Here is a 15,990-nt window from a genome sequence, read left to right as displayed (position 1 = left end):
TGCTTCGGCGTTCAGTCATTGAGCTTGTACATTATGGGATGCGGAAGGAGTGTATGGCGTCATGAACTTAATGCTGCGCGAGCTGAAGTCGCTTCGGAAGTCGATTATTCTCTGGTCGATCGGCATTGTGGCCATGGTCGTGGCCAGTATGAGCAAGTATGCCGGGATGACAGAGTCGGGCGGGGCGATGAACGAGCTGATGGCGAGCATGCCCAAGACGATGAAGGCAATTATGGGCTTAGGCGAACTGGACATATCGACGATTGACGGTTATTACGGGATGGTCTATCTGTATTTGCTGATTATGGCTGCCGTTCACGCTTCTATGCTGGGTGCCAATATTGTGGCGAAGGAGGAGCGGGACCGCACATCGGAATTTCTGCTGGTGAAGCCGATCTCCCGCAGCCAGGCGTTGACATACAAGCTGTGTGCCGCCGGCATTAATCTTGTCCTGTTCAATGTGGTCACGCTGGTCTCCTCTCTATTGTCGATCGGAGTATTTGAAGGGGGAAGGGAGGCGTTCGGCGAGATTTTCATCTTAATGCCAGGGCTGCTATTTGTACAACTGCTATTCGTCGGTGTGGGAGTCGCCATAGCCGCATGGGGCAAGTCGCCGAGACGCGCCGTATCGATATCCGCAGGAGTGATGCTGCTGACGTTCTTGCTGTCGGTTGCGGTGGATATGAGCGAGAGCTTGTCCTTCCTGAGATGGTTCACCCCGTTCCAATATTTCAGTGCTAGCAGTGTCTTGAAGGATGGGCTGCATGGAGGATATGTGGCGCTTGCGCTGCTCATCACTGCGGTCTCTGTCGCATTGGCGTACTTCACTTACAATAAGCGGGATATTCGCGTTTAGTATCATGTCCCGCATGCCGCTTCTGCCCGCTCATCGTTTCAGATGCAGCGGGCTTTTTGTTCGTAGCTAGCAAGCTTTTCGCATAAGAAGATCGCATTTCCGCTTCCGTTTGGTTAAAATAGGATTAGCAGAGGAATCGCAGGACCTCTTTCGGGCTCCGGCACGGAGCGACAGCAGCAACCGAAACGTCCGGCGTATTGCTTCGTATAGGGTATGATACGCAGAGTCGTACCGCTATGCGAAAGATTCTGCCAAGTATAATAAACAGGAGAGTGACGATCCCTTTGGAAGGCATCCCCTTACCCTTGCTCTTAACGCTAGGAGCACTGATTTTATTGTCGGCGTTCTTCTCTTCGGCAGAGACGGCGTTCTCAAGCGTCAATAAGATCAGATTGAGGAATTATGTTGATGAGAAGAAGCCGGGCAGCAAGAAGGCGCTGGGCATTGTCGAGAACTTCGACAACGCGCTGTCCACGATACTGGTAGGCAACAACATCGTGAACATTGCGGCGGCGAGCATTTCGGCCAAGGTGTCGGTGGATCTGTTCGGGCCAAGCGCCGGTCTTATATTCAGCACCTTTGGCATGACGGTATTAATTCTCATCTTCGGCGAAATTCTTCCCAAGTCGTTCGCCAAAGAGCATGCGGAAAGCTATTCCTTGAAAATTTCAGGAATCATGTTCTTGCTTATCACGGTTCTTACCCCGGTCAACTTTATATTCAGCAAGCTGAGAAGCCTCGTCTCCCGCGTATTCTCCAAAGGTGAGAAAAATAATCTGTCCGTCACGGAAGAGGAAATTAAAGTGATGGTGGAGATTAGCGAAGAGGAAGGCGTCATCGACAAGGAAGAGAAGGAACTGGTGCACCGTTCGCTGGAATTCAACGACATCCTCGTCGGCGAAGCGTTGACGCCGAGACCGGATATGGTAGCCGTGGAAGTAGGCCAGTCTATTGAGGACATCAAGCAAGCCTTTCTGGATGAACGCTTCTCGCGTATTCCTGTCTATGAGAATGATATCGACAACATTATCGGCATATTGTCGGAACGGGATTTCTTCGCCGCCTTGCTGCAGGATGGCGATGCCAATGTCCGAGAACTGATTCGCAAGCCCAAGTTCGTCGTGAAGTCCATGAAGATATCGGCGTTGATGCTGGAGCTGCAGAAGAGCAATGTACATATGTCCATTGTCATTGACGAGTTCGGCGGCACTTCCGGCCTGATTACGCTGGAGGATATACTGGAGCAGCTGGTGGGTGAAATATGGGATGAGCATGACGAGGTCATCGACATGGTGACGCAGCTTGACGATCGCACTTACGAGATGAGTCCGCAGCTGACGCTTGATGAATTTGCAAAAATTGTGGATATACCCCCTATCGAGAGTTCCTTCCATAATCTTGGCGGCTGGGTGTTCGGCAATATCGACCGAATTCCGCACAAGGGCGACAGTTTCCAGTATGAGCATCTGTTGCTTACCGTCATCGAAGTGGAGAAGAAGCGGATCAAGCGCATCCGCGTGGATGTGAACGAGCGAGAAGAATTCGAAGATTAGTGCCGGGCATGGCACTTCACTATATGAATACAGCTAACGAGCCGCCTTCGGGCGGCTTCATACTGTTAAGATCCTTCAGGACGCCCCTCCAGGCGTCCTTTCTTCATCGGGATAGCGTCTGTCTTCCATTAATTGAAAGTGTGGCAATGTGGTTAAGTGATGGATTCGATCATAATCCTTCATGTAAAATACAACTAGATGTTCATTTCACTCACGCAGGAGGTTGCGACAACTATGAGATTGCGTTTTACAGGAGATATGCAGGAGCTGCAAGCCGGTATGGAAGCGCTTGTCGGCGAGCTGGGAATTCAGCAGTCGCAGGCTGGCGTGGAGGTTGCGGTAGAGAAATCGGTCGGCCGATTGGAAGTGGGCATCCGGGGCGGAGCAGCCTACATCCGTTACGGCGCAAAGCACCAATTCTTCCGCGGTCTGGGACTGCTTATCCAGCGGGGACGCGATGGCGGCGACTTCCATATGGAGGAGCGGCAGCAATTCGATACGATCGGGCCGATGTTCGACCTGTCTCGCAACGGGGTGCTGACGGTGGACAGCTTCAAGTTCATGCTCCGCAAGATGGCGCTCATGGGCATGAACAGCGTCATGCTGTATCTGGAGGATACGTACGAGATCGAAGGCGAAGCGTACTTCGGTTATATGCGCGGACGTTACTCCCATGATGAATTGAAGGAGATCGATGATTACGCTCATCAGTTCGGCATTGAGGCGTTCCCGAGCATACAGACGCTGGCACATCTGGAGGAATTCCTGAAGTGGGAGCCGGTGAAGGCATACAAGGATACGAAGGGTGCCCTCCTGGTAGGGGATGAGCATACTCTAAGCCTTGTTGAAAATATGATCAAATGCATTAGCGCACCGTTCCGCAGCCGCAAAATTCATATCGGCATGGACGAGGCGGAGGAGCTGGGACGGGGCAAATATCTGGACCGCAACGGATACCGGAGCCGTCTGGACATTATGGTGGAGCATCTGGAGGCCGTGCTGGACATCGTGCGCGGACTGGGGCTGAAGCCGATGATGTGGAGCGATATGTTCCTGAAGCTGGCATCGACAACCGGCGAAGAATATTACAATGCCGATACGCAAATCTCGGAGGAGATGGCGAGCCGCATTCCGAAGGACGTCGATATGGTCTATTGGGACTATAACCATACCGAGCAATCGACATATGAAGCGCTGATCGCGAAGCATCGGCCGCTGGGCTGCAATCTGGTCTTCGCCGGGGCGGTGTGGGTGTTCAATACGTTCGGCGTCAATTACGGCTTGTCGCTGCAGGCGACGGACAGCGCACTGCAGGTATGCAAGAAGGAAGGCATTCGCGAGATCTACGCGACGATGTGGGGCGATGACGGAATGGAGAGCAATCCGTACATCGCTCTGTTGGGCTTGCAGTTCTATGCCGAGCACGCTTATACGGAGGGATCGCCGGATCAGGAATGGCTGGGCGAGCGCGTCAAGCTTTGCACCGGCATCGATGCGGAGGCATTCCTGCAGCTGAAATATCTGGACGAGACGCCAGGAGCGGAGCCGGACAATGCGATGCAGAGCAATCCGTCGAAGTTCCTGTTGTATCAGGACGTGCTGCTGGGCTTGTTCGACAAGCAGATCGAAGGGTTGCCGATGGCGAAGCATTATGCGGAGCTGGAGCAGCGCATCGCCAGCCGGCGCGATTCGGGAGCCGAGCTGGATGATCTGTTCGAGGTGCCCCAGAAGCTATGCGCTGTGCTGAAGCAGAAGAGCGAGATCGGCATTCAGCTGAAGCGGGCTTACGATGCCGGGGACAAGGCGGAGCTGAAGCGAATCGCGCAAGAAGTGCTGCCGAGCATAGCGGAAGCGGTGAGCGAGCTGAGAGCAGCGCACCGGAAGCAGTGGCTGGGCATGTACAAGCCGTTCGGTTGGGAAGTGATCGACATTCGCTATGGCGGCGTCGTTAGCCGTCTGGACACGGCGGGCATGCGGCTGCTGGAATATGCGGAAGGACGAATCGACCGGATCGAGGAGCTGGAGCAGGAACGGCTCGTGTACAGCACCGTCAATCGCTTCAACAACAAGGGCGCGGGCTGGTGCAGCTACTATTACCGGATGGCTTCGCCGAATGTGTTCTTCCATGTCATAAATCCATTCTAAAGTGCCGGGGCCGGGTAGGCGGCGGCAAGATGAGGAAAGGCTTTCCTTGCGGGCGTCAAGCCCGGCGGGGAAAGCCTTCTTGGCGTGTCTGCGAACGGGATAATCATAATATATGATTATAGCTGCGAAGGCTCTCGCCATGCTACATTGGGGCAAATATGTCCTCATGCAGAAGGGTGGAATCGTAGTGTACAGCACAATGGGAGGAACGCTCCGTCGAAGAGCCGTTCGCTTCATCTGTTCGCTGCTGGCGGCAGCGATGCTGATTCAGCTGGCGGTGCCGGGAGGCGCGGCGGAGCGGGCATCGGCCAGTGGCGGCTTCTGGGAGATTATGTTCGAGCCAAGAGCCGGCGGCAGTGTCGTCGTTAAGTACGGATTATTTTCGATTAAAGCGGGCGGTGTGGAGCATACCGGAGATAAGCGATATGAATTCGAGGTGTATGCGCTGCCGGACCTGTCGCGGCCCATTGTGGAGCAGGCAACGTCAGATGCGGACAACCCGGAGAAGGAGTGGCTGTGGACGGGGCTTGTTCCGGAGCAGCAGTATCAGATGAAGGCGCGCGTATACGATGTGGAGAGCGGTGTCCTGCTAGTGGAACGGGACGACCTGAGCTTCCGCTATGCCGATACATGGACGCATTACGGGCAGTTGCAGATTACATATCCGGCAGCGGGCGAAGCCGTGCTGTCCTGGCTGTCTACGACATCTCCATATGTACAGTATTACAATGTGCAATTGCATTATATTCCCGACAACCGGCAGAGTGTCACAATATGGAATATTCAACCCGGCCAGTCGATGGAAGCCCACGCAACGGAGCTTGTTCCCGGCTATACGTACCTGGTCATTATTCAGTCTATCTATGTGCAGGACGGGATCACTTATATAACGGACAGCCTGTACGGCGAGCTGACGGTTGCCGATGGCGGCGTAGACCCCGAGCCGATTCCGCCGCAATGGCCGGTGGGAGCGGTCCTAGGCTTCTCGGACACAACGGACAACTCGTTCAGGGTAGATTGGCCGGCGGCGGACGAGAAGACGGCGCTGTATGAAGTGGCGTTGAACGGTACGGCTGCCGCTTCGCTGGGAGCGGATGCCAGAACGTACGCATTCAGCGGCTTGACCGCTGACATGGCGTATGAGGTGACGGTTAGAGCGGGCGACGGAACGGGCGTATGGAGCGAGCCTCTGACAAGCCTGCATCGCACATTGCCCGCGCTGGCTGTGGGCGAGCTTCGCTGGAGTGCGCCGCTTATCGGGAAGGCGCAGGACAATCGGGCACTGAAGCGAGGAGAACGTATGCAGTTGAGTCTGCAGGCTGCGCCGGAAGGCGAAGCGGCCGTTCGTATCCGGTACGATAGCTGGCTGGATGAGCAAGGACAGCCCTTGCTGCAACCGATTGAGCGGACGGCGGAGGTGGCAATGACAGAAGCGGCGGAAGCGCCGAGCCGCTATGATGCGGAATGGGAGATGGCGGAGTCGCTGGCTATCGCTTATGTACACGAAGCGACAGCGTCGTGGAGCCGTCCGGGGCAGCCGGCAAGCCAGACGGCTGCAGCGGCTATCGGCCTGCCGCTGACTGGCTCCGTTCGGGCGACCTTATCGGGCGGCGGTCAGCTTCCCGCCATGCAAGCGCTGCTGCGGCAGAGAGAGGGGGCCGAGAGCTATGTGCAGGCCATCGGTGAGTCAGGGAGCTATCTGTTCCCTCATGTCGTGCCCGCGGCGGATTATGAGCTCCGCCTGACAGACGCCGCGAATGGCACGCTCCTCTATGCCGCGCCGCTTGATCCCGTTGCATCCGGCAGGACGACGGAGACGCAAGCTGCCGGGCTTGGCATTGCGGAGCTGACGATCGCGCTGCGCGACGAATTCGGCAGCGCTGTCGAGGGCGCCGCGCTTGCGGTGGACATCGGAGGCGCGAAGCGGTATGGCCGGACGGCTGCGGATGGCAGAGTCGTCTTCCGGAACGGGATCACGGAAGGGCAGCTCGCCCGCATTGCCTCTGTCAGCGGGATAAGCGGGGAGCTGCGGGATGCCGCTACGGGAGCGGAATGGGTGCTGCAGCCGGGAGAGAATGAGCATGTTATCGTCCTGCCGCTTAAGCGGGAGAAGGTGATGCTGACGGGATCGGTCACAAGTCCGGACGGAGCGCTTTCCGGCTACAAGCTCGTTTTTACGCAGAAGGACCCTCTCCGCTACAACGGAGCAGATCGCATCGTACATGCGGAGACGAACGAGCACGGCCAATATGAGGCGGAGCTGCTGGAAGGGCTCGCTTATGTCGAGGGTGAGCGGGCTGGCGCCGTTTTATCGATGGGGCCGACGCAGATAACGGTTGACGCGTCGCAGCCTGTGCGGGACTTCGCCGTTCTGGACAACGCCAAGGGCAGCATTCGCGTATCTGTTAGGGAACGGGAATTCCGTACAGAAGAGTGGCAGACGACAGGTCCGGACGAGATGACGCTGGCCAAGCTTCATGGGTATGCTCCGGTGTTGACCAATCGGGACACCGGACGGATCTATCCGATCAAGGATTATCCCATTGAAGTGGAGGACAGGGGAGGGACTCGCTTCCGTCTATGTATAAGATACACGTTATACAATGGGCCGTATCAATGCCAGGAGCTGCAGTTGAACGCTGAAAGAGAGGCTGTATTCGACTATGATCTTAGCGCGGGAGGCGCCAGAGTCGAATTAGGCTTCGCGAGCGGGATCAGACCGCTATACGGCATGCCGGAGTCGCAGTGGATGTATCGCATCGTCTCGCATGAAGGCGGCTATGAGTCGGAGCACTTAGTACCGTATCTATCTACGCGCAAGGCGGCGCACTGGCTGCCGCAAGGCGGAACATACACCGTATATGCTCATCAACCTGCCCGGTCAACGGGGCAGAATCTCCGGCGGACATTCACGATCGGGGAGGGCGAGACACTTCAATTGGGCGAGCTTGGACTGTCCGATGAGATTGGCAATGAACCGTACGGCAGCTTGTCTATCGACTACGATACGCTGCTGCCGGGAGAGGAAGTCAAGGTTGGCGTGTCGTACCGCAAGAAGTCGGGGGGCGATTATTCGCCCGCGCAGCTTCGCGTCAAGCTGCCGGCAGGGGCGACCGTAGCGGCAGACGGCGTGCTTCTCGGCAACATGCCGTTGCCGGAAGCCGACTGGCGGCTCGAAGGCAATGTCTTAACGGCAGATATCGGTGCTGTCTTGCCGAATGACCGGGACGGCGCTGATCTGGAAGCGTACGTCAAGATTCCGGCGACTTCTGAAGGCTCGGAAGCGGTATTCACCGGCTATCTCGATTATACGGCGGACGGACGGCGGGATTCTGTGCTGCTGGGCAAGCGCAGAGTGCCTGTCCGCGGTATCAGTCTGGAGGTCCCGGAGCATGCACATAGCCGGCAGCTCGAGGCAGGCGGCAGAGCGGTGCCGGGAAGTCTGGTCAGCGTATACGAGGACGGGACGCTGTTGGGGCGAATGACCGCTCCAGCCTCCGGTTACTGGCGTCTGCCCGTCGAGCTGCCGTCACGCGGCAATACAGAGCGATATGTTCTGCACGCTGTGTCGGAACGGGACGGCCTGCTGTATTCTTCGGAGGAGAAGGAAGTACTCTATGGTTATGGAGCGCCCGTCATTGAGGAGGTCACGCTGCATCATTATGGCAATTCGCAGACATTCCGGCCGCAGGACGGGGTGGCTCTATTCCCGTTCCTGCTGGAGCCGTCACTGCTGTGGGCGGATATCAAGTTCGATCAGCCAGATGCGGTATCGCATGTCAAGCTGCATATAGGCGCATATGAATTGACAGCATTGCGTACGGCGTCAGGCGTTCATCGCGCCGTGCTGAACCTCCGTGAAATTCATACAATCGAGGGAGCGCTGGACATCTCGTACAGCGCATTGCCGGAGGAGAAAAGCGAGCTGATGCAGACGGAGGAGGAATTGCGGTCAAGCCTGCCTTGGACGGTGAAGCATACCCCCTTCAATCCACAAGGGCAGCCTGAGCTGACTTATGAGGAAACAACGGAACGCAGGACGTTCGACTTGTCTCTTCCGGGAATGGGCGAGGGAGCAACGCTGCACGGCGATTTTGTATTCGAGCCGGACGTTGCGGGAGTTAATCTCAACAACAAACGCAAGTTTACCGCTTTCGGCAAGACTATATACGATTATGCAGTGGACTTTGAGCGCGGCGAAAGCTTTCCTACGCCGTTCACTGAAGTTCCAACGGGCTATCGCGATTCCGCGGCTATGCTGAAGAAGTTCCTGCGCGAAGGGAAAGGGAAGGGAGTGAGCTTCACGGTCCGCTTCAGCGGTTATATTCCCGTTGACCGGAACGAATGGAGGCCTGCCGCCATTGCCATGCGCAAGGGAAATGTCACTGCAGCGAATGCAGCCATGCAAATTACGAAGACAAGCGCGGAGATTGTGCTGGACGGCATTGACATGGGGCTTAATCTGGAGGGATCGGGCAGTCTGGAGGCGACGCTGGACAGCATTAACAACGATATTCGCGCGGCTTATCAGGCGTGCAGCTCCGACAGCGCGACCTATTATCATGCGCGGATGGAACGGATTATGGAGGATGCCATGCTTGCCGAGAGCACCAAGTGGGCGGCCAATATGCTGGGCTTCCTGTCCGGCTCGCTGCTGCCGGGTCCGGGCCTCCTTGCCGGCGCGATTATTTTCCTCAGTACGCAAATATATGGCAAGCTCGTGGATAAAATCATTCAGGATAAGCGCAATGAGCTGAAGCTGGAAATGATACGCGATTTGAAATGCGAATACGACCCCGAAACTGGAGAATTCGGAGGGAACGATGCCAGAAAGCGGCAGCGCGTAGCCAATCCAAGCTGGCAGTATGATCCCAGCGGTTACGTCTATGAGGCAATTCCTTCCCATCGCTTGTCGGGTGTGAAGGCAACGATTATGCAGTGGAATGAGGAACTCCAGGGCTGGGAGGACTGGGATGCGGAGTGGTTCAATCAGATCAACCCGCAATCGACGAATGACGAAGGGCGATACCGCTGGGACGTGCCGCAAGGCTTATGGAAGGTTCGCTATGAGAAAGAAGGCTATGTCACCGCTTATAGCGATGAGCTTAAAGTACTGCCGCCCCACTTCGATGTGAATATTCCGATGGTGTCTACAGAAGCGCCGACGCTCCAAGAAGCGGGGTCGGAAGACGGAGGAGCGTCTATTCTGTTCCGATTCAGCCGGTATATGAAGACGGATAGTCTAGTTGGGGACGGCACAGTGAGCGTAACCAAGGGAGATACAATGATACGGGGAACGGTTCAACCGCTGAGGGAAGAGTTGGGGTACGCTGGCGTTACACTGGCGCATACGTTCCTGTTCACTCCTGAAGTTGCCGAGGAGATAGCGGCGGGAGACGAGTTGGAGCTGATCGTGTCCGCCGCTGCCGAGAGTTACAACAGCCTGCCGCTGGCCGACTCCGGTCGGCTGTTATTCACGGTGGAAGCGAGCGATACGACGCCGCCCGGCGCTCCGGAAGACGTGTCCGTTATCGCGGTCGGCGATGCCGTACATGTCATGTGGCGAGATCCGTCCGCAGCGGACCTGGCGCGCATTGCGGTCGAGTGGAAGGAACAGGGGACTGCGTCATATCGCAGCATGACGATAGAGAAAGGCAAGGAAGGCGCGCTAATAGAGGAATTGAACAGCGGAGCATGGTATGAAGTCCGGCTCCGGGCGTTGGATGAGGCGGGCAACGCTTCCCTGGCGGTAAGCCGCATCGCGGATACGCCGGCCGCACCGGCCGTCTTCGATACGGAAGGGCCTGAAGCGATTGCAGGGCTGGCGGTGACGCGTGCTTCCGATAGTTTCAAGCTTGAGTGGCAGAATCCCGGAGGAACAGACTTCCATCGGGTACGTCTGTTATGGCGGGCGGCAGGCGAAGAGCAGCAGCAAGTGCAATATATTTCAGCTCCCGCCAGCGCTTATACGCTGACAGAACTGAAGCCCGATACGTCATACGAGCTGGTGTTGATTGCCGAGGATGATATCGGCAACGATTCCGTACCGGTGCTGCAGTCGGTGAGGACATTGAAGGGCGCAGGGAACGGAGCGGTGATTGTTCCGCCAGCCTATGAGGATGGTACGATCAAGCGGTTGCCCTGGTCGCTATGGAAGACTAAAGATGAGGTAGAGGCATGGCCGGGCACACTATGGCTGACGATGAACGAGAGATGGCAAGCTGCCGGACCCGATTATAGCGGTGGCATACGGGTCAGGCAGCTTTCAGGAGAGCGGCTGGACTGGCCGAAGGATGAGCGCTATCGCCATTCCGGCGTGGCGTATGAGCTGATGCCGATGAGCGGCTACGATACGGCTTGGCCGCATCCGCTTCTGCTAAGCTTGGCAGTACCTGATGAGGAATGGGACAATGTGAATAGAAGCAAGCTGGGCATCTATCGGCTGGATGACGCAGGCGTATGGCAATATGAAGGCGGCAGATGGAGTGGGGACGGGGAGATGTTGTCTGTTCTGATTCGCAAGCCGGGATTATATGCGCTTCTGTCTTATTCCCCGAGCTTCCCCGATCTGACAGGACACTGGTCGCGCGAGAAGGCGGAAGAGCTTGCAGCGCTGCATCTGACCGAGGGGACCGGCTCCGGTCTGTTCCGTCCTGATCGTCAGGTGACGAGAGCGGAGATGGCCGCCTTCGCGGTCCGGCTTCTGGAATGGCTGAGCGGCGAGCCGTTGGCTGCGTCACCCGACAAGCTGAGGAAGTACCGGGATGTGGATGCGGATGCCTGGTATGCCGCTGTGCTGGCGACGGCGGTGGAGCAAGGGCTGCTGCTTGGCGACGGCGCCAAGCTTCGTCCTCATGATCCGCTGACAAGAGAAGAGGCGGCGGTGATCGTATGGCGTGTTGTGCAGGCCGGACGATCTGACGGCGATATGTCTGAAGCGGCGCAAGACGACGCGGCGGGCTATGCCGACCAGTCTGAGCTCTCCTCCTGGGCGAGGGAAGCTGTCGGTTCTTTATCATCGCGGGGCGTTCTGGCGGGCTACCCGGACGGACGGTTCCGTCCCGGAGAGCCGCTCACCCGGGCTCAAGCGGCCGGCCTGCTGTGGCATGTGCTGCAATACATGAATTAGAAGACAATGGTTAATGTCCTCTCCTCCGACTGGACACCGATCATGAAAAAAAGGATGCATACAGTGGAAGCCCTTCCTTGTATAATCGAGGAAAGGTTTTTCCTTTTTTTTCAGATCGAGGGGAGACGTGTATGATGAAAGGTTGGGTCAGTCTGCCGGTTGCGTTCCGATGGGGGCTGCTGGCTGCTGTCGCCGCTATGCTTACGGCAACCGGCTGCTCGCATTACGATGCCGGCGCCAAAGTCTATTCCGAACATGGGGAAGCGGACGATATGACGATATCTTTCCTATTCCCCGCTTACGAAGAAATGCCTGAACGGCTGCATATATGGACGTATATGGAGGAGCGGTTCAATATTCGCTTCGTGCCGCTTCCGGAGTCGGCCAATAGCTATTCCGCCAAGCTGAAGGCTGCCGCCGCTTCCGGGAAGCTGCCCGATCTGGTGACATGGACGTCGTCGCAATCTGAACTTATTAATCATGTAAGAAGCGGTCTATTCCACGACCTGACATCATACGTCGAGCGTTCGGAGCATCTGCGGCAGCTGCCTCCGGACATTCTGGAGCATGCCAGGCTGGACGGAAGGTTGTACGGCATTCCGAGACCGCGGGCGAAGCTTGACGATGTCGTCATGGTCCGCAAGGATTGGCTGGATAAGCTGGGATTGCCGGTTCCGCACACGACGGAAGACTACTTTCATGTAGCCGCCTTGTTCGGACAAGGCGATCCGGACGGCAACGGGAAGGCTGATACATACGGATTCGCCGCGGGCGAAGGGCTCAATTATCTGCATGAGCTGTTCCTCCCGTTCGGGGCGGGCAACGGCTGGCTGCTGCAGGAGGATGGCAGCCTGATGGCGAGCAAGATTACGCCTGGCCGGGAGAAGGGACTGCTGTGGATGAGGGAGCTATACAAGCAGCGAGGCATCGATCACGGCTTCGGGTCCTTGAAGACGACGAAGGTATGGGATCGGTTCATGGAGGGGACGACCGGCATCATTATTGCCCCTGTCTCGGACTATGCCAGATTCGTTGATGGCTTGAAGGACAGGAACGAAGAAGCGGAACTGATCATGCTGGGCCCTCCTGAGGGACCGGAGGGAATTGCCGGATTCGCAGAGCAAGCGGGGTTCTATGGCTGGCTGCTCATTCCCAGCACCGTTCCGCTGGACAAGGTGGACCGTATTATGGAGTGGCTGGATTGGCAAAGCGGCGAGGATGCGTATACGATCCGAAGGCAGGGTCTGGAGGGCATTCATTACGAGCGTGACGGGAACGGAAGCATCAGGATGAAGGATGCGGATGCGTTGCGGAAGGAAGGGACATCCATTCTGATGCCGATGACGCCGTATGACCCCTATTTCTATATATCTGCAGGTGCTCCTTCACCTATCCGGCAGCGGCAGAAGGAAGCTCTGGACATGGTGGCCGACGCGGGCATACCCAACCCGGCCATTGGCTTTATGCCGGAGGAAGGCATATCAACAGCCAGTATATACGGTCGGAAAATCGCGCAGTTCGAGTCGGATTTCGTCAAGGGCAAGCTGCCTGCCTCATCCTTCGCATCTTTCAGGGAGGAGTGGCTGGCCCGGGGAGGAGAGCAGGCTACACGCGAAGTGAATGAATGGTATGGCCAATCGCGTTAAGCCGTATGCAGTGAAAGGATGGTGGCAGGCTTGGCGACAAGCCGTATTGAAGCGCGCCCGCTGCAGAGAGGGGGCGGGCGCATAAAGGTGATGGCCGCTGCCTTGCTGATTGCGGCTGTTCCAGTGCTGCTCGTCGGCTGGTTCTCTTATGTATCGGCCCGCGACAGTCTGGTGCGGGAGGCGCAGGGCTATCATGATATGGTGATGGAGCAGATCAGGCAGCGCAGCGACAATATGATGGATACCGTGGAGAGAATCGTCCTGCAGCATGTGTTCGACGATGCGTTGGCTGTCGGGTTGAAGGAGGGGAGCTTGCTTGATAGCGAGCACGAGCAGAGCCAGATATTGTCCCGGCTGAATGCTATGGAAGCGCTGCTGGAGCATGTGGAAGCGGTATATTTATATGTGCCGGACAAGGATTGGCTGCTGACGACAGGCGGCATCGAGTTCGACCCCGGCCGGCTGCTCGGTCGTGAACTGCACAGCAAGCTGATCGCACGCTCGGCGCCGTCTTTCTGGCAGGATATGCCCCGCGCTGACGGGAATTCCCGACATCGGCTGATGGAAGGGCTGAGCTATGCCAGAGGGGTGCCGGCCTCCTTCCCGGAGCCGCTCGGCTATTATGTGGTGAAGCTAAAGGAAGCGGCGTTATATGCGCTATATGGAGACATCTATTACGAGAATGGAGGTGGCATGCTGGCGATAAGCCCGGAAGGAAGGCTGTATGCCAATGCAGGAACGCACCGGTTCGTGGAGGAGCATGTTGACCCGGCGCGGCTGCATACATGGCTGGAAGCCGTGAAGCCGGGAGCCGATGGCGCATCGGTTATTGAGAACGTCGGCGGGCAAGGGTTGCTGGTGAATGCCGTCCAGTCCGATAGATCGGATTGGATATACGTCTCCGTATCGCCGATTGCGGATATGACCAAGCGCGTTCGCGCGTTCGCGGAAGCGGTGTTGATGTATACGCTGTTATTTGCCATCCTGGCAGCTGGAGCGATGGCGTTCCTGTCTACGAATGTATATGCCCGATTCCGTACGTCGCTGCAGCACTTGCAACAGCGCAATTCCGCCCTGGAGCATGAAGTGCGGAGCACGCTGGAGTGGCAGAAGGGCTATCTGCTGTCGAAGTGGCTGCAGGAGCCGCTTAACGAGCAGGAGAGGCGGCTGATGATGAATGCCGGCATTCCAACAACGGAAGGGAGCGGGTATACGGCGATTTGTATCGTCGTATACGCATTGGGAACGGCTAGCCACGGGGCGGGAATTGCGGAAGGTTCTGCGGAACGCTGGCTGAAGAGGCTCGCAGCTGATCGGGGAAGCGACGCGGATCGCTTCCGCTTCGCCAGGCTTGGTGCGGATATGGTTGGCGGCGTATATATGTATCTGGGGAATGACGCAGACGACCCGCATCAATCGATTGTCGAGTGGGGAGAGCGGCTTGTCGGGGAGGCGGAGGCAGGGATGCTTGTCATCGGCGTCGGCTCTGCTCGCAGTTATGGGGAACTTTATCTGTCGTTCGAGGAGGCTCGGAAGGCGCTTCAGCGCAAAATTGCCGATAGCGGCCAGTATCTGTTCATTTATAGCGACGAGCGGCATGCGCAAGAGCATTACATTTATCCGATTGAGCAGGAGAAGGTCATCGTAGCCCACCTGAAGCTTGGCGAGCATGAGAAGGCGGTCGGAGCGCTTCAGGCTTTTACAGCAGCCATGCACACAGCCGATCAACTGGATGAGGCTCAGATTGTACAAGTTTATGCGATGCTGCTTGCTTCCGTGCTGCGGGTGTTGTTCGAAGGCAATTCGCTGCCTGTCGCCGTCTTGTTCCGCTATAATCTGTACGAGCGTCTGGCGGGATGCCGGTCCGTGCGGGAGATAGAAGGCTGGTTGTCCGACGAAGTGTTCCAACAGATTGCCTCTCATGTGCTGGAGTGCCGCAAAGCGCGCGAGGACGTCATGGACGCCTCGGTGATCATGGCAATGGAGTACGTGCAGAAGCACTATGATCAGGATATATCGCTTGGCTTGCTGGCTGATATGCTGGGGATATCGGAACTTCAGCTTAGCTTGGCCTTCAAGCGGGAAGTGGGACTTACTTACACCGATTACGTCATCGCGCTGCGTATAGACAAGGCTAAAGAGCTGCTTCGCCGCACGGATATGAAGGTGGCGGAAATTGCGGAACGGATGCGATACAACAATGCACAAAATTTCATTCGGATGTTCAAAAGGGTGGAGGGCATGACGCCAGGGGAGTATCGGAGAATATCGGTCGGCAGCGATGGTGTGCAGGGGTAAGCGCCTTCGTATCTGCGTCGACTCCATCTAGGCGGCACGCTGGTCGGCAATGTGCGACAAGAACATAGGGGAAAAGCAGAGGTATCCATGCAGATGCCTCTGCTTTTTTATGTTCATGCGGGGTTTCGCATAAAGTCATTCCGGTGGTCGCTGAAATGCTGGCGAATACTGCCGGTTTGTATGAAATTTCGTACAAAAGCCGCTGATGTGTCGCCGAATACTGCCGGTTTGTATGAAATTTCGTACAAAAGCCGCTGAAGTGCCGCCGAATACTGCCGGTTTGTATGAAATTTCATACAAAAGCCGCTGATGTGCCGCCGAATACTGCCGGTTTGTATGAAATTTCGTACAAAAGCCGCTGAA

General features: G+C 56.8%; 7 protein-coding genes. 6 read left to right on the top strand and 1 reads right to left on the bottom strand.

What is annotated here, in order from left to right:
• Positions 1-61: 61 nt before the first annotated feature.
• The 6 genes from M6D81_RS28065 (at position 62) to M6D81_RS28040 (ending at position 15,627) form a co-directional block, all read left to right on the top strand.
• Complete coding sequence (locus tag M6D81_RS28065) at positions 62-856, top strand: ABC transporter permease (protein WP_262680580.1); 795 nt, start codon at positions 62-64, stop codon at positions 854-856.
• A gap of 284 nt (positions 857-1,140) precedes the next feature.
• Positions 1,141-2,409 (top strand): hemolysin family protein, encoded by a 1,269-nt coding sequence (locus tag M6D81_RS28060; protein ID WP_262680630.1) that lies wholly within the window; start codon positions 1,141-1,143, stop codon positions 2,407-2,409.
• Between the two features lie 234 nt (positions 2,410-2,643).
• Positions 2,644-4,554, top strand: a complete 1,911-nt coding sequence (locus M6D81_RS28055; protein WP_262680579.1) for a beta-N-acetylhexosaminidase — start codon at positions 2,644-2,646, stop codon at positions 4,552-4,554.
• Between the two features lie 187 nt (positions 4,555-4,741).
• The gene (locus tag M6D81_RS28050) at positions 4,742-11,683 is read left to right on the top strand and encodes an S-layer homology domain-containing protein (RefSeq protein ID WP_262680577.1); all 6,942 of its coding nucleotides are present in this window, start codon (positions 4,742-4,744) and stop codon (positions 11,681-11,683) included.
• Between the two features lie 131 nt (positions 11,684-11,814).
• The gene (locus tag M6D81_RS28045) at positions 11,815-13,329 is read left to right on the top strand and encodes an extracellular solute-binding protein (RefSeq protein ID WP_262680575.1); all 1,515 of its coding nucleotides are present in this window, start codon (positions 11,815-11,817) and stop codon (positions 13,327-13,329) included.
• Between the two features lie 30 nt (positions 13,330-13,359).
• Positions 13,360-15,627, top strand: a complete 2,268-nt coding sequence (locus tag M6D81_RS28040) for an AraC family transcriptional regulator (protein WP_262680574.1) — start codon at positions 13,360-13,362, stop codon at positions 15,625-15,627.
• 113 nt (positions 15,628-15,740) lie between these two features.
• On the opposite strand, the gene M6D81_RS28035 is transcribed toward M6D81_RS28040, so the two are convergent.
• Positions 15,741-15,990 (bottom strand): hypothetical protein (locus M6D81_RS28035; protein WP_262680573.1); only part of this gene is annotated, 250 nt, incomplete at its 5' end.

The organism is Paenibacillus sp. J5C2022 (genome assembly GCF_025567625.1).
Classification (GTDB): Bacteria; Bacillota; Bacilli; order Paenibacillales; family Paenibacillaceae; genus Pristimantibacillus.
The sequence above is the reverse complement of the archived record's forward strand: the minus strand, read 5'-3'. Positions and strand labels throughout refer to the sequence as shown.